This is a genomic window from Desmonostoc muscorum LEGE 12446, from assembly GCF_015207005.2.
Lineage (GTDB): Bacteria > Cyanobacteriota > Cyanobacteriia > Cyanobacteriales > Nostocaceae > Nostoc > Nostoc muscorum.
This window is the reverse complement of record NZ_JADEXS020000001.1, coordinates 7341062-7365903: the sequence shown is the minus strand read 5'-3', so window position 1 is coordinate 7365903 and position 24842 is coordinate 7341062. Positions and strand designations below refer to the sequence as shown.

Sequence of the window (24842 nt, the reverse complement as noted above, 5' to 3'; positions counted from 1 at the left end):
AGCGTAAAATACAATAGCGTTAGCCACAAAATTTAGCTCTCAAGAATAATGAAGCGCCGAAAAATTAACTAAAAAACTTGAATAAGCTTGTTCTTAAGTATGACGAAAAATTTTTCATTTGTCAACCATTTAACTTTGTACAAATCCTGATTTGCTCGTCAAAACAATTTTCGTTTTTAGTTCCAATCCTCGTAGGTATAGACTACAAAATGCCTGATTATTAAGGTTTATAGCATCACTTAATAGTGGTTACACACTAAAATTAGTAACAAATTATTATTAGCGATGTTGTGTCAGATCGGACATTATCATCAATTTTGTTAACAACATCCTAATGCGATCGCACTCAGGCGTGTTTTCCAACCTTCAACGTAGATTGGGTTAAACGTTCCCGCTCTTTAGCACAAGCGAAGCCTATTGGATTATGTTTACCATGCAACATATTCAAAATTGACAATTGCTTTATAGATAACTATTTTGCTTTTTATTTACATTTATATTAAAGAATCATCAAAAACATTAGTTTAATTATGATATTTTCCTTACCAAAATACTTATGTCTATCCCATCTATAAATGTGTTCATGTAATGATTACTTAACAGCCAATAAATTGATACTGTTACTTTTAGAGCTAATTTTTATTGACAGATGAGATAATTATGTTAAGTAATTCGGCGCTTAAATGTAGGGTGCGTTATGCCGTAGGCTAACGCACCGTCAACAATTCAAGGTGCGGCATTTGGCGACAACACACCCTACATCTACTAAGATAATTCTGTTATTTATACATTTTTGGGAGTTGCGAATTATACTAAAATGCCAAATTTTAAACACAATAGATATCAACAATAATCTAGTTCTTTATAAAAAAAGTTTAAAGTAATCATTTAGTTTATATAAAGTATGTTAGTCTTTTTATTAATTCAACGCTTAAAAGTTGTGAGGTCAATTAGTTATTTAATTAAGATTTTGAAGGTAAAAATAACTAAATCTAACTGCTTGGTAATCACCTTGTGAAGGTTTAATTAGTTTTTCACATTGCATAAATTCGGATTAAAGGTGATGTTTTCTGTAACGAACTTGTCAACTTTCCTGGGTCGAATCCCCTAAAATGTATTATCCTGGACGTTGAAACTGGCTATGACATTTATCAAGACACAGAACGCTGTCATTAATACCAACTACATTGTTGCGCTTAGACTTGATAATGAAACTATTGCGGACGAAAAAAGCGTTTCTGTTCTCTTAGCTACTCTTCAATTTCTACTGTTCAGCAGGATACCATTGTTCAAAATATTAACCATCACTGGAATTTTGGATTGTGGATTATTTTTTGGATTAATGTCTGACTTATTTGGGGTATAAAAAATCTCAAATTTTAAATCTAAAATCCAAAATCTAAAATCCAAAATTGGTTGATTGCCACAATTTCAAGAATCAAGCGTTGCATAACATTTTTACACGATCGCTGTGTGCCAAAATTGCCTGTAAACCTAAGGCTTTATTAGGGCAGTATGTGTCGTGTGGTGTTGATTTGGAGAAAAGCATTTAGCGCAGATAAGATAGCTAACTGCTGACCAGAAAAGAGATTTTCATTAATTTAGTAGGCAACAGAAATTACTGTATCTACGCAATCCACAGTACTCACTATGCCCTATGTCTGCTCATTCAATTGATACTGCCTTAGCAGAGTTAGAAAGCCTGATTAAAAATTGTGAACAGGCTGTGATTAGGTCTATAGAGGAAAAAAACATGAGTTCAGATAAACCAGCGTCAATTCACAAAATTAACAGACAATTACAACACAATCCTATAGCCATTGTTGGTATGGCTTCTCTATTACCTCAAGCCAGAACTTTACGGGAATACTGGCAAAATATAGTAAACAAAATTGACTGTATTACTGATGTTCCCTCCACTCACTGGAGTGTCGAAGATTATTACGATCCAAATCCCAGAACGCCTGAGGATAAAACTTACTGTAAAAGAGGTGGATTTATTCCAGAGGTGGATTTTAACCCGATGGAATTCGGCATTCCCCCCAGCATTTTAGAAGTTACAGATGTATCGCAACTATTAAGTTTAGTGGTTGCAAAAGAGGCAATGGAAGATGCTGGCTATGGCGACCAACGCGAATTTAACCGCGAAATGGTTGGGGTAATTTTAGGCGTAGCTATGGCTAAGCAGTTAGGAATGCCACTTTCTGCCAGGTTGGAATATCCGATTTGGGAAAAAGCCCTTAAAAGTAGTGGTTTATCTGACGAAGATACACAAAAAATCGTTGAGAAAATCAAAAGTGCCTATGTGAAATGGGACGAAAACGCCTTCCCCGGAATGTTAGCTAACGTAGTCGCGGGTAGAATTGCCAATCGTCTCAACTTTGGTGGGATGAATTGTGTAGTTGATGCTGCTTGTGCTAGTTCCTTCGGTGCTTTAAAAATGGCAATTAGCGAACTAGTCGAACATCGTTCTGACATGATGTTGACTGGTGGCGTTGACACCGATAACACCATCATGGCTTACATCTCCTTCAGCAAAACACCAGCCGTTTCTCCCAGTGAGAATGTCAAACCTTTCGATGCTAAATCTGATGGGATGATGCTGGGTGAAGGTATCTGCATGATTGTCCTGAAGCGTCTGGAAGATGCGGAACGGGAGAACGATAAAATCTATGCCGTTATCAAAGGCATTGGTACCTCCAGCGATGGACGCTACAAGAGTATTTATGCTCCCCGCAAAGAAGGCCAAGTCAAAGCCTTAGAACGTGCTTATGAAGATGCAGGCTTTTCTCCCGCCACCGTTGGTTTGATGGAAGCACACGGCACCGGCACAATGGCTGGAGATCCCACAGAATTCGGTTCTTTACATGACTACTTTGCTCAGCATGACTCGAAAAAGCAGCATATCGCTTTGGGTAGTGTGAAATCCCAAATCGGACATACCAAAGCGGCTGCGGGTGCGGCAAGTTTGATTAAAACGGCTTTGGCGCTACATCACAAAGTATTACCGCCGACAATTAACATTACTGAACCGAACCCCAAACTTAATATTAAAAATTCCGCCTTTTATTTGAATACCGAAACCAGACCTTGGATTCGTGCTGAAGGTGAAGCACCAAGACGTGCAGGTGTCAGTTCCTTTGGCTTTGGCGGTACCAACTATCACGTCGTCTTAGAAGAATATCAAGCTGACCAAAACCACGGCTACCGCTTACACAGTGGGGCTAATGAAGTGTTGGTGTTTGCTTCTACTCCGTCCCAATTGCTGGCTAAAGCCGAAGATATTTTAGCGAAATTGCGCTCGCCAGAAGCCAAACCACACTACGCAAAATTAGTCAATGAGTGCAAATCTTTAGAAATTCCCCTCTCTGCTGCCAGATTTGGATTTGTGGCACAGAACCTCGAAGAAACTTGCAAGTTACTGCAAGTTAGCATTGACTTGCTGAAAAATAAAGGCTCAGCTACATCTTGGGAACATCCCCAAGGAATTTATTACCGCGCTTCTGGTGTGGAATTGGGTGGTAAAGTTGTCGCCTTATTTTCCGGTCAAGGTTCCCAATACTTGGAAATGGGACGGGAATTAGTAATGAATTTCCCGATGATGCAGCGTTTGCATGGCTATATGGATAGCTTGTTGCTCAAAGATAACTTGCAGCCGCTATCGGAAATCGTTTTTCCCCATCCTGTGTTTGAAGAGGCAGAAAAAAATGCCCAAATTGCCGCCTTACAACGCACAGAATACGCTCAACCAGCCATCGGGGTGTTGAGTGCAGGGATGTACACCATATTGCAACAAGCTGGATTCCGGTCAGATTTTGTTGCTGGTCACAGCTTTGGAGAAATCACAGCGTTGTGGGCTGCGGGGGTTTTGAGTACTGAAGATTACCTGTTCTTGGTGAAAGCTAGGGGTCAAGCAATGGCGGCACCCGAAGACCCAGACCACGATGCAGGTAGTATGCTGGCTGTCAAAGAAGATATCAGCAAAGTCGAAGCAGTACTGAGACATTTTCCCCAAGTTGCGATCGCCAATCAGAATTCTCCCAGTCAATTTGTCTTAGCTGGCCCCACCGCAGAAATCGCCAAAGTCCGTCAGGCTTTACAGGACAAAGGATATACGGCTGTATTGTTACCCGTATCAGCAGCATTCCACACACCGCTGATTGCCTTTGCTCAAAAATCCTTTGCGATCGCTACTAAGTCCGTCCAATTCCAAAATCCCAAAATCCCAGTTTACAGCAACGTTACCAGCAAGCAGTATCCCAAGGAACCCCAGGCGATTCAAAAAATCCTCGAAACGCACCTTTCCAACTCAGTGCTGTTTAAGCAGGAAATTGAAAACATCTATGCAGCCGGTGGTACTTGCTTTGTGGAATTTGGGCCTCGGAGAATTCTCACCAACTTGGTAAAAGAAATTCTTGGCGATCGCCCCCACCTTACCGTATCTTTGAACCCCAGCGCCCAAAAGAATAGCGATCGCTCCTTGCGGGAAGCAGTTGTGCAGTTGCGGGTAATCGGTATGGCTTTGAGTAACCTCGACCCCTACCAAGTTCCCCAAACCATACCTGCAATTGAGCAGAAAAAGGCTTTAAATGTACGTTTGAACGGCATCAACTACAGATCCGAAAAAACGAAAAACGCCTTCGCTGAAGCTTTACAAAACGGGCACAAAGTTACATTACCTACTGTTTTATCTGAGAATTCAGTGAAACCAAACCAGCCCATCCCCTCTGAAACTGTGGCTCCAACTCTCGCAGTCAGAGAGACAAACGGGCATAAAAAAACACCCCTATCAATGAACGGTGTGACACCTCATATCACCACCCAACCACAGCAACAAATGAATCCTGTGACCCTTTTAAGTCAACCAGCCCAGGAATCTAAGATGCAACCAACACCAGAAAAACTTGCAAATTACCAACAACTTTTAGAAAGTTTAGAATACCTCCTGACACAGTTTCAGCAAAATCAAGCCGAGAATTTACAAGTTCACGGAAGTTATCTCAACCATCAAATGGAATACGCCAAAGCGTTTTTCCAACTGATGCAACAACAAAATTCCCTGTTGAGTGAAAGCAAATCTACAGCTGAAACCACCAAGTTAAAGCTAGTTGTCATGGAAAGCTTGGAACGCAGCATGATGCAGTTTCACTCCCAACAAGGTGAAACCCTACGCATCCATGAGCAATATCTCCAAGAGCAACTGGAATATACCAAAAACTTTTTCCAACTCATACAGCAAGAGTATGCTCAAATCATCTCAGATGACGGAGCGGCTCTACTGAGTGAGAAACTCAGCAACGGCGTAGGACATCATTTCATCCCCTTCACCACAGAAACCACTGTCACCGAAGAGGCACCAGTACCCCTGGCTACCAAAATAGTAGAAGCTTTACCTTCACCTGTAACTGAGCCAGTAGCGAAAAACATCTCAACAGTCATCCAAGCACCCCTCCCCGCTCCCAAGGTAGTTGAGCCTGTAGTCGAAACCCCTGTACTTCCCCAAATAGTACAGCCTGTAGTCGAAACTCCCCCAGTCCCCAGTCCCCAGTCCCCAGTCCCCAGTCCCCAATCCCCAGTCCCCAGTCCCCAATCCCCAGTCCCCAGCGCAACCATCGACATTGTTGACCTGGATAAAAACCTCCTAGCCATCACCAGCGACAAGACCGGCTACCCAGTCGAAATGCTGGAAATGGATATGGACATGGAAGCAGACTTGGGGATTGACTCCATCAAACGGGTAGAAATCTTGGGGGCGTTACAGGAAATGTATCCCAACTTACCCAAGCCCAATTTAGAAGAACTGGCAGAAAAACGCACCATCGGTCAAGTTGTAGAATATCTGCAATCCCATGCTTCTAAAAGTGTTTCTGTAGAAATTGCAATTCACGAAGTACAACAAGCAGTAGAGACTCCAGCAGAAGTTATCCCTGAAGTGAGCGTAGTTGTTGCATTCACCCCGCAACCAGAACCAGAACCCGCAGCAACTAATGAATTTTCAAACTTGGGTGAAACTCTACTAGCCATCACCAGCGATAAAACCGGCTACCCGGTAGAAATGCTGGAACTAGAAATGGACATGGAAGCCGACTTGGGGATTGACTCCATCAAACGGGTAGAAATCTTAGGGGCGATGCAGGAAATGTACCCCAACTTACCCAAACCGAATATCGAGGAACTAGGAGAACTCCGCACCATCGGTCAAATAGTTGATTACCTACAGCAGCTAGCTGGAGGTGAAAAAAAAAAGTCTGAGCCTGAGTTTGTCCAACAGCCGCCGGAATTAGAGCATAATATCCAGCGCCGTCCCGCCAAACTCAGAACGCTACCACACCCAGATTATTTGGATTTCACGTTACCAGAGGGACACATCAGTTTAATCACCGATGATGGTTCCCTCACTACTTACAAATTAACTGAATCCTTAATCGCCCAAGGCTGGAAAGTAGTAGTCATCAGTTTTCCCCAATCGCTGATTCCCCAGCAATCGCCCTTACCCGCAGGAGTAACCCGCGTCACCTTGGCAAACTTGAGTGAAGAACATCTCCAACAACAACTACAAGCGATCGCCACTCACTGCGGTAAGGTTGGGGCTTTCATCCATCTACATCCTATTTTTGTAGCAAATAACACCGGGACAATTCCCTATATCGAACAGGAAAAGGCGATCGTCAAGCATGTATTTTTGATGGCGAAACACCTCAAACCCTCTTTAAATGAAGCCGCACATCATGGACGTAGTTGTTTCTGCACAGTAGCTCATCTTGATGGCGCCTTCGGTTTAGATTACAAAGTCAACTTCGGAGCGATCGCTGCTGGTTTATTTGGATTAACCAAAACTCTGAGATGGGAATGGCCAAAGGTATTTAGTAGAGCGATCGATTTAAGTCCCAGACTTGACGCTAAACAGTCAGTAAATCACATTATTGCCGAGCTTCACGACCCCAATCTTTATATCAGTGAAGTTGGGTATGGTTCACAAGGACGAGTCACTTTAATTGCCGATCCAAAAAACTAGTCTAATCCCTGCATCTGTCCCCTCTGCGGTTCGTTTTTTTAAATAACCGCAGAGGAGATAGAGAAAAAGATAAAAAAATTTTTAACCAGGTTTCTACAGCATCTCTCAATTACGAATTACGAATTACGAATTACGAATTAAATCAGAGGATTTATGACCCAAACAGCCCAGCTTAGTCCATCATCTGTTTTTGTCGTTAGCGGCGGTGCAAAAGGGATTACGGCTGAGTGTACTATCAAATTAGCACAGCAGCAACCCGGCAAATTTATTCTTCTCGGTCGTTCTGAACTATTAGAAACTGAGCCAGATTTTGCTCAAGATTGTGAAGAATCAGCCTTGAAAAAACGCATCATGGAAAATCTTCTTGCTCAAGGAGAGAAACCCACACCCATGAATGTGCAAAAAATATATAACAAAATTACCTCCAGCCGCGAAATTAAAAATACTATCGCCGCAATTGAAAAAACAGGAGCGAAAGCCGAATATATTAGTGTTGATGTTACAAATAAACAGGCTTTACAAGAAAAATTGGCTAAGATTGGGTCAATAACAGGCATTATACATGGTGCTGGTAACTTAGCCGATAAATTAATTGAAAAGAAAACAGAAGAGGATTTTGAAAAAGTTTACGCTGCCAAAGTTCAAGGATTAGAGAACCTGCTGAATTGTGTCAATCCTAATGAACTTCAGCATTTAGTTTTGTTTTCTTCCGTCACGGGATTCTATGGAAATATTGGTCAATCTGATTACGCGATCGCTAATGAAATTTTGAATAAATCAGCCCATATTTTCAAGCAACAATATCCCTCATGTCATGTAGTGGCAATTAATTGGGGAGCTTGGGATAGTGGGATGGTGACAGCAGAATTAAAGAAGGTTTTTCAAGAGCGACAAATCGAAATAATTCCCATTGCAGTCGGGGCACAAATGCTCGTTAAAGAAATGGATCGTGCCAATCATGCAACTGCACAAGTTGTCATTGGTAGCCCACTGATTCCACTGGCTACAGAGCTAGATTCAGAACTACAAACCTATCGTATCCGTCGCCAAATGACATTGGAGGCTAATCCATTTTTACACGATCATACTATTGCTGGTTCTCCAGTTTTGCCTGCGACTTGTGCCATGACTTGGATTATCAATGCTTGCGAACAATTATATCCAGGTTATAGATTATTCAATTACCAAGATTTCAAAGTTTTAAAGGGGATTACTTTCAATGAAAGCTTGGCGAAAGAACACATTTTAGAAATAGAAGAAATTTCCAAAATTAACCATGAAAAAATCGAATTGAAAGCAAAAATCTGGAGTAAAAACCCAGAAGGTAAAATCCATTACCATTTTAGCGCTCAACTGAATCTCCAGCGAGAAATCCCAATTGCACCCACCTATGAATCTCTCAATATCGAACCAGATAATCTCATCACCGCCACAGGAAAAGCTTTTTACCAAAATGGGGGAGCCACATTATTTCATGGCCCAGCTTTTCAAGAAATCAAAAGAGTTTTAAACATCACTCCTGAAAAAATCACCACAGAATGTCTTTGGCCAGAACTCAGTCCAGAGCAACAAGGACAATTCCCCGTCCAATGGGTGAATCCTTATACAACTGACTTGAGTATGCACGCCTTATGGGTTTGGACACAACACTTTCATCAAGAAGGTTGTTTACCTGGAAAAGTAGAAAAATTTCAACAATTTGCAGCCATACCACATAACGAAACTTTTTACGTTTCTTGTGAAGTAAAAGCTAAAACACCAAGTAGTGCGATCGCCAACTTCATCATACACGATCGCCACGGAAAAATATATTCACAAATGCTCAACGCCCACGCCATAATTTGGTCAATGAAACTACTCAGAAGCTAATAAGGGAGAATTCAGAATTCAGAATACAGAATTCAGAATTAACAATGCTTGTAGCTATAGAAGTGATAAAAGATAAAAAATATCCATGCGATCGCCTCTCTTTCTGACAAGCATTCTGAGTTATGAGTTATGATACCATTTCTTTGTGAGACTGCGCCAAATTTTCTTTACTTTCTTTCTTTCTTTCTTTCTTTCTTTCTTTCTTTCTTTGCGTCCTTTGCGCCCTTTGCGGTTCGTTTATCATATAGTTTGGCGCATCTTCATACAGAATTGCTATGACTTCTGAATTCTTCTTTCAAGTTTGGGGAACAGCGTAAATCCTGCCTTTTAAATATCTCTTGCCTAATACCCAAACTCGGAGCATATCAGCAGTGGAAAAAATAGCCATCATCGGATTATCATGCCTATTCCCAGATGCGAAAAACCCTGAAGAATTCTGGAATAACATCGTTAATCAAAAAGATTCCACATCCTCTGCAACAATCGAAGAAATCGGAGTAGATCCGACAATCTTTCACAATCCAGTCAAAGGTACACCAGACAAAACCTATTCCCTCAAAGGCGGATACATCCGCAACTTTCAGTTTAATCCATCTGAATACAATCTCCCACCAGAATTTCTTACTAGTTTAGATAATACCTTCAAATGGTCATTGTATGCAGCTAAGCAAGCAATTTTGCATAGTGGTTATTGGGGTAATCAAACTGTCCTCTCAAAATGCGGCGTAATTTTAGGTAATTTGTCATTCCCAACAAAATTATCTAATGACTTATTCTCTCCAATTTACCAACAAGTTATTACCCCTGCTGTCAGAGAACTTTTGCAATATGAAGACTTTGATTTAGCTGCTCTGCCAACAGCAACTAAAGCGTCTTTATACAATGCTCTAATATCTGGGTTACCAGCATCTATTATTGCTCAAGCTCTATCTTTATCGCAGATTAATTTATGTCTGGATGCTGCTTGTTCGTCATCATTTTATGCTATTAAACTAGCATCTCATTACTTATGGTCACACAAAGCTGATGTCATGTTAGCTGGAGCCATCAGTTGTGCAGATTCGCTATTTGTGCGGATGTTATTTTCCGGTGTTCAAGGATATCCAGAAAACGGCATCAGTCGCCCCTTAGATAAGTCCTCTAGAGGATTAATTCCCGCCGATGGTGTGGGGATGGTGATGCTGAAAAGATATTCAGATGCCATCAGAGATGGTGATAATATTCTCGCTACCATCTGCGGTAATGGACTTTCAAATGATGGCAAAGGTAAACATTTACTCAGTCCGAATCCTAAAGGACAAACCTTAGCTTTTGAACGAGCCTACAATGAGGCAAAATTTAGTCCAAAAACCATCGATTATTTAGAGTGTCACGCCACCGGCACATTACTGGGAGATACAACCGAATTCAACTCCATCGAAACATTTTTTGGTCAAAATCAAGCGGCACCTCTGGTAGGTTCTGCTAAAGCAAATACTGGTCACTTGCTAACTGCTGCTGGCATGGTTGGCTTGACTAAGGTGATTTTGAGTATGTCGCATGGTGTAATTCCAGCGACCATGAATGTTTACGAGCCTTTAGCATCAGAAAATAGTACAATTTCCGCCGATAAAATTGTTAGAACAGCTACAGCATGGCCTAATAATAACGCACCAATTAAACGGGCAGCTATCAGCGCTTTTGGTTTTGGCGGTACTAATTCTCATCTGATTTTAGAACAAGGAAATACAACACAATCAGTTGAATCAACTCCACCTGTTCCACCTGCCAAAATTGCTATTGTCGGCATGGATGCCTTTTTTGGTAATTGCAATGGGTTAGATGCTTTTGAACGGAGTATTTATGATGGAACCCAGCACTTTACTTCTCTACCGCCTCAAAGATGGCACGGTATAGAAAATCAAGAAAGCGTCCTGAAAGAGTACGGTTTAGCAGATGGGAAAGCACCGATAGGAGCATATATCAAAGATTTTGAAATCGATACTTTATCGTGCAAAATCCCACCGAATGAAATTGAAAAATTAAACCCACAACAATTATTGCTCCTCAAGGTTAGCGATCGCGCCGCCAAAGATGCGAAACTACAGGAGGGCGGCAATGTGGCAGTTATTGTCGCTGCTGAGACAGAATTCTCTGTGCATCAGCTACAGCAAAGATGGAATTTGTCTTGGCAGGTTAAGGACGGCTTATCCAACCAAGGAATTTCTTTGCCTGCTGAACAACTGACGCAACTGGAAACCATCGTCAAAGATAGCATTCACCAACCAGTAGAAATCGGCGAATATGTGAGTCACATCGCCAACATTATGGCGAGTCGAATTTCGGCTTTATGGAATTTCACTGGCCCTGCATTCACCATCAGCGCCGGCGAAAATTCTACCTTCAAGGCGTTGGAAGTTGCACAAATGCTACTCGCCACTGGAGAAGTAGACGCGGTGGTTGTTGGTGCGGTGGATTTGGCGGGTGGTGTGGAAAATGTCTTGTTCCGCAACCAATTTGCACCAATTAATACGGGTGTCAATACCTTGAGTTTTGACCAACAAGCCAATGGCTGGACGGTTGGCGAGGGTGCTGGTGCAATTGTCCTCAAGCGCTACGAAGCTGCTAAGGAAGACAACGAACGCATCTATGCAGTTATTGATGCCATGAGTTTCGCCCAAGGTAATTCTACTTTGAGTAACGCTGTGGTCAAACCTGATGCTTCAGCTATCAGTAATGTCTGCAAACAAGCCTTCGAGATGGCAGATATTCAACCCACAGATGTTAACTATGTAGAAGTCTTTGGTAGTGGCGTTCCCCAGGAGGATGAAGCCGAAATCACGGGTTTACTGCAAGCTTATCCGAAAGTGGGCAATGGTTTGCATTGTGCATTGGGCAGCGTCAAAGCCAATATCGGCCACACCTATACCGCATCGGGAATTGCTAGCTTAATCAAAACTGCTCTGTGTCTTTATTACAGGTATATTCCCGCCACTCCGAAATGGTCTGGTGTCAAAACACCGCAAGTATGGGAAGGTAGCCCCTTCTATGTGGCAATGGAATCAAGACCTTGGTTTGTCGATAAAGGCGCCACACGCAGAATAGCAGCAATTAATAGCATGGGGATAGATGGCAGTTACGCCCATTTAATCTTATCGGAGGAACCCAGCCAAGAGGAGCGGGACAACAGATATTTGCAGCAAATGCCTTTTCATCTGTTTCCCATAGCAGTTAGCCATCGCTCTACAATACCAGATTTGCTTAACCATCTCCAACAATCCATCGAAGCTAGTTCTTCTTTATCAGCTACCGCCAGTCAAACATTCGCTACCTTTCAACAGCATTCTCATGGAAAATACGTCTTATCAATCATAGGACGTAACAAAAAAGAACTACTCAAAGAAATTGAATCTGCCCGCAAAGGTGTAAATAATGCTTTTGAGAAAGGGACAGATTGGCAAACACCAATAGGAAGTTATTTCACCGCCAAACCATTGGGTAAAACTGGCTCATTAGCTTATGTTTATCCCGCAGCAGTCAATTCTTATATCGGCATTGGTCGCAGTGTCTTTCGTTTATTTCCCAAAGTATTTGAGGACTTAAAAAGTAACAACCTCTATAACCGAGCTGCTGATGTGGAAAAACTGGTTTATCCCAGAAGCTTACCTAAATTGACAACCAGACAATTAGAAACACTCGAAAAGCAATTGTTAGATGATTCACTGGCAATGTTTGAAAGTGAAATTGCCTTTGCCAGATACATGACGGCAATTTTTCGAGATGATTTTCAAGTCAAGCCGCAATGTGTTTTTGGGTATAGTTTGGGTGAAACTAGTATGATGGTTGCCCAAGGAGTTTGGAGTGATTTTGAGGGCGGAAGTAACACCTTGAATTCATCGCCTTTATTTGGCGATAAATTATCCGGGCCGAAAAATGCTGTACGGGAATATTGGGCATTAACAGATTCACCAAACAACAATTTTTGGAATACTTATGTTCTCATGGCGACTCCATCCCAAGTAAGAGAATGCCTGAAACATGAGAATCGTGTTTATCTAACTCAAATCAACACACCCGAAGAAGTATTAATTGCTGGTGAAGATGCAGCCTGTAAGCGAGTAATTGAAACTTTAGGTTGCAACGCTTTCCCCGCTCCCTTCGACCATGTGATACATTGTGAAGCAATGCGATCGCAGTACGAAGAAATTAAGAAGGTAAACACCTTACCATCCCAAAATCTTCCCGGCATTGTTTTTTATTCAGCCGCCGATTATCAACCAATTGCACTTGAAAGTGATGCCATTGCTCACAACATCGCTAAAGGATTGTGCCAAGAACTTGATTTTCCGCGATTAGTGAACCGCATCTACGACGATGGAGTGCGAATATTTCTAGAAGCAGGCGCCGGTAGTGTTTGTTCGCGGTGGATTGATAAAATTCTCAGCAACAAAGAATACATCACAGTATCTCTAAATCGTAGAGGGATGGATGACCATGCTGCAATGGTCAAAGCATTAGCAAAATTACTCAGTCATCAAGTGAACGTAGATTTATCACCACTGTACAGCAAACACCAAGAAACGACTAATAAAAGTAAAGCCACCTTGAGAACAGTTACCTTGGGTGGGAAAGTAATTGCTGCTACAATTTTGAGTGAAGAAAATCGCAAACTTGTTGAAGATTTTGCCGGGGATCTTAGGAGCGATGCCTTCAAAAAACAGCATCAACATATACCTAATATCCCAGAATCCGAAATCATAGATTATCTTAACACTTCCAACGAGATAATCCAAACAGAAAGTTCTTCCCATAACATTTCGTCATTCTCCACTCAACCAGAAGAACTTCATCTGAAAAATATCATTGATAACGGTTTTGAACCGAGAGAACAATTACAATCTTCTGAGTCAACCGCAATTGAGCAGACAATCACTCGAAAGTTTCGTAAAATCATCCACATGTCTGATTTAAATAAGTCTCAGTATCAAAAACTCAACGCTAACAACTCCAAGATAACTAAAGCACACACAGCTTTTCTGCAAGCTAGACAAGAATTTAGCAAGCAAATGAGTGAGATTATTCAACTGCAATTAGCTTGTGCCCAAAACTTACTCGACGAAGAATCCTAACAGGAGCCTACATACTTTAAGTATCAATACTAGTCTGTCAACTTAGTTTTGTGAGATAAATAAACGAACCACAAAGGGCGCAAAGAGCGCAAAGAAAAGAAGAGAATCAAAAATTTATTTATCTCTAAAAATCACCTTGACAGACTAGTACCGTTCGCTGGGGGAAAACTTCAAGGATAAAAGAAAAATTTTCTTTCCCCTTCTTGTTTCCTCTTCCTCTTCTTTTATAACGCTTATAATTTGAGGGACAACTGCTGTGACAACCGTAGATACGGTACTAAGTAAACACGATAACGGACTGAACTTCTCTACTTGGTTTCATAACCAAAACCAAGTTTGGAAAGGTTCTTTAGAATCTATATCTTTTGAGCAAGAAGCCATCAAAAATAAATTGATGGTATTAGATAAACCTTGCTACGTCGTGAAAGTTGCTGGAAAAATCGGTGTCACAAACGAGGGGTATTTGTCCCCAACTGATAATACTACAACAACACAAATAGAACTGTTGACATTTGCGCCACCAGTCAGAATTCAACAGTTAGGAGATCCTAATTTCCTCTCATTTCATGGAGTGAAATATGCCTATACTACTGGTGCAATGGCTGGTGGTATCGCTTCGGAAGAAATGGTTATTGCACTGGGAAAAGCGCAAATCTTGAGTTCCTTTGGCGCAGGTGGTTTAAGTCCAGACCGTTTAGAAGCAGCCATTAACAAAATTCAACAAGCCTTACCCCAAGGCCCTTACGCATTTAATTTAATTCACAGTCCCAGCGAACCCGCAATTGAACGCCGTGCTGTAGATTTATACCTGAAATATCAGGTAAAAACAGTAGAAGCATCTGCATTTCTTGATTTGACTCCCAACATTGTCTACTATCGTGTAGCTGGCTTGGGATTAAATAACGCCAATCAAATTGAAATCAGAAATAAAGTCATTGCTAAAATTTCTCGGCGAGAAGTTGCTACTAAATTCATGCAACCAGCACCACCTAGAATTCTTAAAGAACTTCTAGAACAAGGGTTAATTACTGAGTTGCAAGCCACTCTCGCGGCTAAAGTTCCCATGGCTGATGATATTACCGTCGAAGCTGATTCTGGTGGTCATACAGATAACCGTCCCTTGGTTTGTTTGCTACCTTCTATTGTTGCTTTGCGGGATGAAATTCAAGCCCAAAATCATTACCAAATACCTATTCGAGTGGGAGTAGCGGGTGGAATTGGTACGCCAGAATCAGCATTAGCCGGTTTCATGATGGGTGCTGCTTATGTGGTAACTGGTTCTATTAATCAGTCATGTGTTGAATCTGGGGCTTGTGAACATACCAAAAAATTACTAGCCCAAGCAGAAATGGCTGATATGATAATGGCGCCAGCCGCAGATATGTTTGAAATGGGAGTCAAATTGCAAGTCCTCAAACGGGGTACAATGTTCCCCATGCGAGCGCAAAAATTATTTGAACTCTATCGCGCTTATAACTCAATTGAAGACATTCCTCTTGCAGAAAGAGAGAAATTAGAAAAACAAGTTTTTCGCAAAACTCTTGCTGAAGTTTGGGAAGGAACAGCGGCTTATTTGTCCCAAAGAAATCCAGAAAAATTGGGCAAAGCAGTCAATAATCCGAAGCTAAAAATGGCATTGATTTTCCGCTGGTATTTAGGATTATCTTCTCGGTGGTCTAATTCTGGTGAAAAAGGTCGAGAAGTCGATTATCAAATTTGGTGTGGGCCGGCAATGGGTAGCTTCAATGACTGGGTACGAGGTACTTACCTGTCTGACCCAAATAATCGCCGGGTAGTTGATGTTGCTGAGCAAATGATGACTGGCGCAGCCTTTTTATATCGCATCCAAAGTTTGAAAATTCAAGGGCTGCAAGTCTCTGATTATTACAGTCAGTATCACCCAGTTCGTTCTACATTAATGGAGATTTAAAAATGACTTTAAAACAGTCTTTGAGCGCAGCAGATATTCAGATTTTTTTAGTATCTAACTTAGCCCAGTTGCTAGGAGTAGAAACTGCTGAAATAGATATCGAAGAAAATTTAGAAAACTATGGTTTAGATTCTGCCCAGGCAATGATTCTAGTAGGTAAATTAGAAAAATTGCTCGGATTTCAACCATCTCCCCTACTGTTATGGCATTACCCAAGTATTGCTGCACTTTCACAGCGTTTAGCTGAAGAAGTGCAAGAAGATTCAGGGATTCAAGATACAAAGGTGGCATCTTCTAACGCTAATACTGCCCCCGTGTTTTTAGATTTAGGTGCCGAGGCTGTTCTCGACCCCACCATTCATCCTGGTGCTGCTTCTAATCTACCTGTAGGTGAACCTAAAAACATCTTTTTAACTGGAGGAACAGGCTTTTTAGGAGCTTTTGTCATCCGGGAATTACTACAAGAAACCAACGCGGATATCTATTGTTTAGTCCGTGCTGATAATGCTGAAGCCGGTAAGACTAAACTGCAAAATAATCTGCAACAATATGCAATTTGGCAGGAAGAGTTTAATTCTAGAATTATTCCTGTTGTCGGCGATTTATCTCTACCATTATTAGGTCTTGGCTTAGAACAATTTCAAGTCTTAGCTGCCAAAATTGATAGTATCTATCATAGCGGTGCTTTGCTGAATTATGTTTACCCCTACTCGGCATTGAAGGCTGCTAACGTTCTGGGAACTCAAGAAGTTTTAAGATTAGCATGTCAAGTTAAAGTCAAGCCTGTACATTACGTTTCTAGTGTTGCTGTTTTTGAATCACCTGCTTATGCTGGTCAGGTTGTCAAAGAACAGGATGAATTTAGTCATTGGGAAGGTATTTATCTCGGTTACTCTCAAACTAAATGGGTAGCTGAAAAGTTAGTTAAAATCGCTGGTGACCGAGGACTTCCTGTAACTATCTATCGCCCACCTCTGATTTCTGGAGACAGTAAAACAGGCATTTGTAACACCCATGACTTTATCAATTTGATGGCCAAAGGTTGTCTACAAATGGGAAGTTTTCCCGATGTAGAATATATGTTAGATATGTCTCCCGTAGACTATGTTAGTAAAGCCATTGTCTATCTATCACGCCAAAAAGAATCCATAGGTAAGGCTTTCCATCTACAACATCCCCAACCTGCACCTTTGAAAATCTTAGTTGACTGGATACGTTCTTTTGGTTATTCCGTTGAGATGATTCCCTACGAAAAATGGCAATCAGAGTTAGTCAATAATGTGTCTTCTGTAGACAATCCTTTATACACTCTGCGACCCTTTTTACTGGAACGCTGGTCTGATGAACAACTGACTATTCCTGATTTATACTTGCAAGCTAGAAGACCCCATATTAGCTGCCAAGATACCCTCCATGCACTAGCAGGAAGTTCTATTGTTTGTCCAACCATTGACTCTCAATTGTTTATGACTTATACTGCCTATTTGATTCAAACAGGTTTCTTGAATATCGCTTAGAAACCCAGGCAATTTTAGATTTTAGGTTTTGGATTTTGGATTTAATATTCAAAATCCAAAATTTAAAAATGTATGATCAGAAGCGAATTTATACTCTGAAGCTTGAAGAATAAGTATGAAATATTACCATTGCCAAACTCTATCCATAAAAGGGTAGAGTTTTCGCTAATTCTGTTAGCGCAGCGGGGCGTAGCCCATTTTGACTCCTGTTCTATAAATGTAAATTTTAAAATTAACATCTTGACAAAAAAAACAGTATACAATGGTTGATGTAGGACATTAAACTTTGAATTTACCGATTTTTGTTTCTTAATCAATATGTGTATGTAGAGGGTGTCTCTTGATTTTCCCTTGTACATCAACGCTTAATTGGTAATTCCAAAGCAAATTACAAATTATTTTGACTCAAGACGTTTATCGTAGATTGAGATATTACGCATACTTAATTGTAGAACAATAACCACTGTCAATGCAAAGCAGTTTCATTCAGTTGAATTCACCAACATTCTTACATGAACACAACACATCAAGCACAGAGCAAAAAAACTGCTCTTATTACTGGAGCAGCAAGTGGAATTGGTTACGAATTAGCGTGTATTTTTGCTGCTGATGATTACAATCTTGTCTTGGTAGATAAAAATGGGCTAAAGCTAGGAGAAATTGCAGATAAATTTCAGTCGAAATTCGGAAATTTCGTCAAAGGTATTGTTAAAGATTTATCGATATCAACCTCTCCAGAAGAAATTTTCACGGAATTGCAACAAGCCAATATTAAGGTTGATGTATTGGTAAATAATGCTGGATTTGGTATTTATGGATTATTTCAGGAAACCAATCTAGCTGCTGAGTTAGAAATGCTACAGGTAAATTTGGTGTGTCTCACCCATTTAACTAAGCTATTTCTCCAGGATATGGTTAAGCAAGGTGAAGGAAAAATATTAAACGTCGCCTCGGCTGCTGCTTTTCAACCAGGGCCTTTGATGGCGGTTTATTTTGCGACTAAGGCTTATATTTTATCGTTTTCAGAAGCGATCGCCAATGAATTAGAAGGTACAGGCGTCACTGTGACAGTTCTTTGCCCAGGTTCCACAGAATCAGCCTTTCATCAAAGAACGGGAATGGCAGACTCTAAAATGCTCAAGGGTAAGAGAATGATGGATGCACAAACAGTAGCCGAAATTGGTTATCGCGCCCTAATGAGAGGCAAAACCATTGTCATTCCTGGTTTCATGAATAAACTACTAGCAAAAAGTGTCAGATTTGTACCTAGAAGAATTGTGACGAAAATTGTCAGAAATATGCAGGAAGAGAAGTAGGGGGGATGAGGGAGTTAAGAGAGCAGGGGGAGCAGGGGGAGCAGGGGAGGCAGGGGGAGAAAGAATAACCAATGCCCAATGCCCATTAATATTGCCAACATTTTAAGTTGCAGCCAAAATTCGCTACAGCAACAGCAGCAACATAATTATTGGCAGGTACTAATTCAAAAAGACTCCAGTCTTCTGATATCTGTAACTTGGCTGGTTCTGTGGGAGTGAGGAACACTTCAACTTCCTCTAGCTGGGATATTCCGTCTCCAGTTGCTTTTAAATAAGCTTCCTTGCAAGTCCAGTAACGGAAAAATACCTCTTGCTGTTGGTTTGAAGGGAGCGATCGCAACATTTCATATTCTCTCGTTAAAAAGAATCGTTTGGCAAGAGCTTCTAAATCTGAAACCGGACGAATATATTCTAAATCTACACCAATTTCGCGCTTATAATTCACTGCACACAAACCTAATTCTTGGGAGTGAGACAAGTTAAACTCTAGTCCACTGTCAGCAAAGCTATCTGCTAATATTGGTTTGCCACGCTGTTGATAATTAAACTGAACTTCTGATGGCTTAATACCCAAATAACGACCTAATATACTTCGCAGAATACCACGCCCAGCGATGAAACGCTGGCGATGTTCCTCAAAATAAAATCGTTCAGCACGAGCAATTTCGTCACTGGAAAGGGTTGTTCTCAAATGTTGCAACTGTGGTTCCGGTTGCTCAAGATTTATGCGCCAGATATGAATTTCATCCGGTAATAAACTTAAATCTGTCGGTGCAGGTAGCCAAAGATGATGGATAGCAGTCATTGAGTTAGAAAGTCAAGGGAGTTGTACTCTAGTAGTTTCTTTAATTACGACAATTTTCGCAATATTATACTAATGTGCTATGCCAAAGCAATCGCCTCGCATGTTCACAGCTTTCTCGGCTACCAGCCGTTTGCAGTGTTGCAACTAACCGCGCTCGAAAAATCACACCTTTGCTATCTTAAATCTTCCGTCAGCTTTAGTAAACTTGTTTCTTCACTGGTAAATAATTTTTCTCATAAACTGTTAAATCTCGAACAAAAAAACCTTGCCAAAGCTTGCTAAAAACCTATTAGAACAACTTTATTTTAGATATAGCGAGGATGAATGATTGTTACTTTGGAGTACCTTGCATTCTTTGTGCTGCTACTGACAGCACTACTATTAGCAATTAAGCAAATGAGCGTTGCTTTGGATGAACTAGATATTGAACGCTTTACTCTCTGGACAGGTATTGCTTCTGTCATTGCTGGTATACCAAGTATATTGTGGTAGCTTCTGGGTCAAGTTGTGAAATTAGTTGTGGAGGCAGGCAATAGGCAATGGATTTTTTTCACGAATGATTTAGGCCTGCTATATTGCAATATTTTATTATTGAGCTTTTTGGCAATTTTTGCGTAAGTCTTGAACTGGAAAATTGTTTTGCCTACTACTCTGTTCGCTTTTGTTCCAACCACTGTAAAATCCGATTCCATGCCCACCAAATGTCAGGGTCTTTTATTTGTTGTTGGCACTTTTTACTACTCAAATAGCCAACATGACCCCCGTACTGAGTGAGTAACAAATCTATTGCCGGATTATTATCGCAAGCAACTTGTAATTCCGGTATAATAGCTGGGTCAAAAAGTGGGTCATCGGCGGCATAAATAATCAAAGTTGGTTTTGAGATTTGCGGCAATATTTTTAAAGCACTACTAGCTTGGTAATATGCCTCTACAGAAGAAAAACCTAGTCGATTAATTACCAATTCATTGTCAAATCCCCAGATGCTATTCGCCCGTTCAATGGCCGCAGCGTCAAAGCTTCCGGGATGTGTATCATGTAGTCGCCACGCCAGTTTTTTTAAATCCCTGGCAATTCCGGCTTCCAAATATCTGCCAAAAGGTTTTGCAACTAGATAAGATAGCGATCGCTCTGAATCCAAACTCGGACAAATCACCATACCACCACCAATATCGCTATCTTCTAACCCTAAATCTTCATACTCCTTAATTACTTCCCCAGCAACTTTCACGCCCCACAGCGCCAATTGTCCTCCCAAAGAAAACCCTGTAAACCAAAATTTCCCCGGACATCCCATTGCCTTAGCAGCCGCAGCGATGCGAACATAATCTTCCCCCTCGTAAAGACCATCGGAAGTTAGAGTCGGCGACAATTCGGCTGTTTTGCCGTGGGCACGCCAATCAAATAACACCACAGCATATCCTTGAGCGAAAGCCTTACGTCCTAATACCCTCAAATACCATTGTGTTTCTAACTCTCCTGTAATCCCATAAGTACCGATAATCGTACTATGAGCATTTTCCGGGATGGCAACCAAGCCAAAAATTGGCACACCTTGGGCACCGATAAAAATTTGTTCGTGATAAGAAGGTTCTGGGTCTTGAGTTTTAGTTTCCCAATAACGCTTGCCGCACAAAGCAGTGTGTACAGTCATGATCACACCATTTTGTAAAAACCAAGACGGATTGTAGGGGGGAGTATAACACATCATAGACTATAAGATTTCGTTTAATTGAGTCTTGATTTCACCGTCATTTAATCTTAATATTTATGTAAGATTTAAAATCTTTTTTAGAATCGATTCAAAAATCTTTGTATCTATCAAAGGTTGTTATTTATCCTTAATAAGTAGTAATAATTTTTTAAGAATGCCGAGGATTCTTGTCATAGACGATGACCCAGCGATTTCAGAACTAGTTGCCGTCAACTTGGAAATGGCTGGCTACGATGTTAGTCAAGCTGAAGACGGCATCAAAGGTCAAGCGCTGGCTCTCCAGCTACAACCAGACTTGATCATGCTCGATCTGATGCTGCCCAGAGTAGATGGATTTACAGTTTGCCAACGCCTGCGCCGCGACGATCGCACCGCCGAGATTCCCGTGTTAATGTTGACGGCGTTGAGCCAAACTCAGGACAAGGTGGAAGGCTTTAACGCTGGCGCAGATGACTACCTCACCAAGCCTTTTGAAGTTGAAGAACTGCTAGCGCGGGTGCGGGCACTTTTGCGACGTACCGACCGCATTCCCCAAGCAGCCAAACACAGTGAGATTCTCAACTATGGCTCACTCACCCTCGTTCCCGAAAGATTTGAGGCCATCTGGTTCAACGAGACAGTGAAATTGACTCACTTGGAATTTGAGCTACTTCACTGCTTACTGCAACGCCACGGTCAAACAGTTTCCCCCAGCGAAATCCTCAGAGAAGTTTGGGGCTACGATCCTGATGACGACATTGAAACAATTCGAGTCCATATTCGTCACTTACGAACCAAGCTAGAACCAGATCCTCGCCACCCCCGCTACATCAAGACAGTGTATGGTGCTGGATACTGTCTGGAGTTACCGAGTATACCTCCAGCCGCAGAGGGAGCTTCCGTAACAGTGGTGGAATAAAATTACCGCAGCAGTCCTGAGTAGTGAGTTATTGGTGGGATTTTCCAATGTGTAGAGACGTTGCAATGCAACGTCTCTACTGTTTTACAGCGTTTTTCATCTATTTGAACCACAATCCCCGGTAGGGGCGCTAAGCTTGGCGCCCCTACAACGTGGTGTATTTACCTGAAAATTGCTGTAATTCTGAATTCTACTACGATCGGCAAATCATGATTTGCCAAAGATCAAGACTCTTAATGGGGAGTAACCTGCAATGCCTGATAGATGGCATCGGGATTGGCAGCAATAACCTTGAGGTATGCCTTTGCAGTCTGGTCTGGCTCGCTGCGTCCTTGCTCCCAGTCCCGCAACGTGCCAAGGGGGATCTGGTAACGCGCTGCAAATTCCTCCTGGGTCAATCGCAATGCGCGGCGTATGGTTTTAGTGCGGGGAACACGTCTGGCGTTGCGTAACTCAGCTTCTGTCATCGGACGAGCATCAGGGTCACTAACAGCCGCCGCGTGAATTTCTTCTTCAGTCGTGTGACGCATAAGCTGTTCTGGAAATGGTCGCTCGCTACCATCAGGCAATACTTCAACCACCGTCCCATCCTTGTGCATTCTCGCGGTAATAGTCGTTTCGTTCATGTTTCTGTGCCTTTCTGGCTCATATTAACCGGATACGCTCCCCCCGTTCGGTATAGGTTACATGCAACAGTACTCCATCACACATACCAATCAGGTTGATACGCTCTTCCTCATCATTTTCACGCTCATCAAACCGTTCTATGGCAAAGGGGTCGTTAAACGCTTTGATTGCCTGAGAAAAACTAACACCATACTTTTGCCAATTGGCAATGGCTTTGTTATTATCCCATTCAAAGTCATCTACACCATTTATCATATACGGGATACCAGTAGTTTTGTCAATTATCTACTGGAAACGAAGCCTCATAGCACATTTTACACAGTGACAGGGCAATACGGTTCATCGCACTTTCGCAATCCGAGAAAATGGTATAAAAATTGCAGGATACATTGGTGACTGGGATGATAGGTCAAATTCTCGGTGGACGCTACCAAATTCTGGAACAACTCGGCAAAGGTGGATTTGGAGTTACTTTCACAGCCATTGACACCGGACGACCTGGGAAGCCTCAATGTATTGTCAAGCAATTTAAACCAATGTCCACTGACCCAAATACTTTGACAATTGGCAAAAGATTGTTTGACACCGAAGCAGAAAAGCTAGAACGCTTAGGACATCATGACCAAATCCCGCGCCTGTTGGCGTTCTTTCAAGAAAACCAAGAATTTTATCTAGTACAGGAATATATAGAAGGTCACGATTTAGCTGAAGAATTAATCTCAGGTCAACAACTGAGTGAACCTATAGTCATTAAACTTTTACAAGAGATTTTAGAAGTTTTAGCTTTTGTTCATCAACAGAACTTAATACATCGGGATCTCAAACCCTCGAATATCCGCCGCCGTCGTTCTGATGGGAAAATTGTTTTAATTGATTTTGGTGCAGTAAAAGAAGTTAGTACTCAGGTTGTAAATCCTCAAGGAAAGATGACTTTGACTGTTGCTATTGGGACTCCTGGTTATATGCCTGGCGAACAGGCAAAAGGTCAACCTACTTTCGCCAGTGATATTTATGCAGTGGGAATTATTGCTATTCAAGCATTAACGGGGATAAATCCTTATCCGGGAGGAATACGGACAGATTCAAAAACAGGGGAGATTGTTTGGCGCGATGCCTACGGCGGTAAACTACGCACCCAAGTTAGCCCTAAACTAGCAAATATCATTGATAAAATGGTGCGCTATGACTACCGCCAGCGTTACCAGTCAGCAAATGAAGTATTGCAAGCTCTCAAAACACTATCACCTAAAGTGCGATCGGGGAAACTTTGGCTAAGTGTGAGTATAGCAGCCGTAATTATTCCTCTAATTTTGTGGATTTTATCTAAAATTATTAATCCCCAACCTAGTTTTGAAACTTACAACGAGCCTAAGTCTGGCATCACAATTAAATATCCTTCAAACGACTGGCAACCAATTGAGCCAAGCAGTAACTTTGACACCGAGGTAGTTAAATTCATCCCTAAAAATCAAAATCAGGCAGATTCTTGTCCTGTAGCGATCGCAATTGATGTCAATGACTTATCTCAGCAATTGTTATCTTTAGAAGAATCTAAAAATTTAGCTGTGCAAAAAATTAAAAATATTAATCCCAATTCCCAAATCACAGATGATTCTCAACCATCAACAACGCTATCAAAGCTCAAGGCTTATAAATTAACTTATACTCGTAAAGAAGAACAATGTCAGATGAAAGTGATGGAAATTGGCACAGTCAGAAATGGCAAAGCATATTTTATTACTTATACGGCTGAAGAAAAAGAATATAATAAGTATTTAGAACTTGCAGAAACAATGATTAATTCATTTGAAATTCCGTTTCAAGAAAAATAGTAATTTTCAGGTAAAGTTGATTACATAAAATTCGCTGGTTATCTGAAAATTTTGATAACCTAACTCCTCAAGCTTTGAGTGCTGATTTGAGTGGTCTGTTCAAATTGAGAGTAGGAAACTATCGGGTCATTTATTCTTTCGATACTGAAGCTTTATTAATCACGCTTCACAAAATTGGACATCGCCGAGATATTTATAATTAATCGCGTGT

The 24842-nt window shown here is 41.3% G+C and carries 14 protein-coding genes; 10 read left to right on the top strand and 4 right to left on the bottom strand.

Going from position 1 to position 24842, the window contains the following annotated elements; translation table 11 throughout:
- Positions 1-1657: 1657 nt before the first annotated feature.
- The 6 genes from IQ276_RS30325 (at position 1658) to IQ276_RS30300 (ending at position 18755) form a co-directional block, all read left to right on the top strand.
- Positions 1658-7015 (top strand): type I polyketide synthase, encoded by a 5358-nt coding sequence (locus IQ276_RS30325; protein WP_235116103.1) that lies wholly within the window; start codon positions 1658-1660, stop codon positions 7013-7015.
- A gap of 153 nt (positions 7016-7168) precedes the next feature.
- Positions 7169-8884 (top strand): SDR family NAD(P)-dependent oxidoreductase, encoded by a 1716-nt coding sequence (locus tag IQ276_RS30320; RefSeq protein ID WP_193917491.1) that lies wholly within the window; start codon positions 7169-7171, stop codon positions 8882-8884.
- 371 nt (positions 8885-9255) lie between these two features.
- Positions 9256-13992 (top strand): PfaB family protein, encoded by a 4737-nt coding sequence (locus tag IQ276_RS30315; protein WP_193917493.1) that lies wholly within the window; start codon positions 9256-9258, stop codon positions 13990-13992.
- A 256-nt stretch (positions 13993-14248) separates the two neighbouring features.
- A complete protein-coding gene (locus IQ276_RS30310) occupies positions 14249-15922 on the top strand; it encodes a PfaD family polyunsaturated fatty acid/polyketide biosynthesis protein (RefSeq protein ID WP_193917495.1) in 1674 nt (557 codons plus the stop codon).
- A gap of 2 nt (positions 15923-15924) precedes the next feature.
- Complete coding sequence (locus tag IQ276_RS30305; RefSeq protein ID WP_193917497.1) at positions 15925-17439, top strand: thioester reductase domain-containing protein; 1515 nt, start codon at positions 15925-15927, stop codon at positions 17437-17439.
- Between the two features lie 512 nt (positions 17440-17951).
- The gene (locus tag IQ276_RS30300) at positions 17952-18755 is read left to right on the top strand and encodes an SDR family NAD(P)-dependent oxidoreductase (protein ID WP_190881854.1); all 804 of its coding nucleotides are present in this window, start codon (positions 17952-17954) and stop codon (positions 18753-18755) included.
- Positions 18756-18840: 85 nt separating this feature from the next.
- On the opposite strand, the gene hetI is transcribed toward IQ276_RS30300, so the two are convergent.
- Positions 18841-19560 (bottom strand): 4'-phosphopantetheinyl transferase HetI, encoded by a 720-nt coding sequence (hetI, locus tag IQ276_RS30295; RefSeq protein WP_235116102.1) that lies wholly within the window; start codon positions 19558-19560, stop codon positions 18841-18843.
- A 324-nt stretch (positions 19561-19884) separates the two neighbouring features.
- Here hetI and IQ276_RS30290 point away from each other — a divergent pair, with 324 nt between their 5' ends.
- The gene (locus IQ276_RS30290) at positions 19885-20052 is read left to right on the top strand and encodes a hypothetical protein (RefSeq protein ID WP_190881852.1); all 168 of its coding nucleotides are present in this window, start codon (positions 19885-19887) and stop codon (positions 20050-20052) included.
- Positions 20053-20206: 154 nt separating this feature from the next.
- Here IQ276_RS30290 and IQ276_RS30285 read toward each other — a convergent pair whose 3' ends face one another.
- On the bottom strand, positions 20207-21271 hold the full coding sequence (locus IQ276_RS30285) for a YheT family hydrolase (RefSeq protein ID WP_193924647.1): 1065 nt from the start codon (positions 21269-21271) through the stop codon (positions 20207-20209).
- Between the two features lie 157 nt (positions 21272-21428).
- On the opposite strand from IQ276_RS30285, the gene rpaA reads away from it, so the two are divergent.
- Entirely contained in the window at positions 21429-22172 is a 744-nt protein-coding gene (gene rpaA, locus IQ276_RS30280) for a two component system response regulator RpaA (RefSeq protein ID WP_190881850.1), read from the top strand.
- Positions 22173-22405: 233 nt separating this feature from the next.
- On the opposite strand, the gene IQ276_RS30275 is transcribed toward rpaA, so the two are convergent.
- Positions 22406-22771 (bottom strand): helix-turn-helix domain-containing protein, encoded by a 366-nt coding sequence (locus IQ276_RS30275; protein ID WP_228042864.1) that lies wholly within the window; start codon positions 22769-22771, stop codon positions 22406-22408.
- A 46-nt stretch (positions 22772-22817) separates the two neighbouring features.
- Positions 22818-23054: a BrnT family toxin gene (locus tag IQ276_RS30270; RefSeq protein ID WP_190881849.1), complete on the bottom strand. Its 237-nt coding sequence runs from the start codon at positions 23052-23054 to the stop codon at positions 22818-22820.
- Positions 23055-23176: 122 nt separating this feature from the next.
- Between IQ276_RS30270 and IQ276_RS30265 the strand changes: the two genes are divergently transcribed.
- Together IQ276_RS30265 and IQ276_RS41085 are read left to right on the top strand one after the other, a co-directional pair.
- Entirely contained in the window at positions 23177-24631 is a 1455-nt protein-coding gene (locus IQ276_RS30265) for a protein kinase domain-containing protein (RefSeq protein ID WP_309245618.1), read from the top strand.
- A 29-nt stretch (positions 24632-24660) separates the two neighbouring features.
- The gene (locus IQ276_RS41085; protein ID WP_193914548.1) at positions 24661-24834 is read left to right on the top strand and encodes a type II toxin-antitoxin system RelE family toxin; all 174 of its coding nucleotides are present in this window, start codon (positions 24661-24663) and stop codon (positions 24832-24834) included.
- Positions 24835-24842: the final 8 nt, after the last annotated feature.